The sequence below is a fragment of the Citrobacter sp. VF227 genome (assembly GCF_052950715.1).
The window spans coordinates 1-562 of sequence record NZ_JBRFVF010000199.1; the positions used below are offsets into that span (position 1 = coordinate 1).

The following is a 562-nucleotide window of genomic DNA, read 5'->3' on the forward strand; positions in this document are numbered from 1 at the left end:
GCTCAGGGAGCTGAACGATTTCGGCGCCACGCCAGTCGTACCCCAAGACGCACGGACAGCGCACACCAACGCCCAAACCGTGAGGCCGCCATGAGCGAACATTCTTCAGCTGCAGGCCAGACCTGCACCATCAGCCTGGAGCTGAACGGCGAACGCCGTGAGCTCCAGGTGCAACCCTGGACCACCTTGCTCGACCTGCTGCGCGACCAGCTCGGCCTGACCGGCACCAAGAAAGGCTGCGATCACGGCCAGTGCGGCGCCTGCACGGTGATCGTCGAGGGCCGCCGGATCAACAGCTGCCTGACTCTCGCGGTGATGCACGAGGGCGACCGGATCACCACCATCGAGGGCCTCGGCTCGCCCGAAAAGCTGCACCCGATGCAGGCGGCGTTCGTGCAATATGACGGCTACCAGTGCGGCTATTGCACGCCGGGCCAGATCTGCTCGGCGGTGGCGGTGCTGGACGAGATCCGCGCCGGCATCCCGAGCCATGTCAGCGGCGACATCGCGGCCGCGCCGCGGATGACGGCGGACGAGATGCGCGAGCGGATGAGCGGCAACA

Annotated in this window: 1 protein-coding gene; it reads left to right on the forward strand. The window is 67.1% G+C overall.

Annotated elements, in window-relative coordinates:
- Positions 1 to 90: 90 nt before the first annotated feature.
- A partial coding sequence (locus ACU8YC_RS25880) for a 2Fe-2S iron-sulfur cluster-binding protein (RefSeq protein ID WP_446896093.1) occupies positions 91 to 562 on the forward strand: 472 nt, incomplete at its 3' end.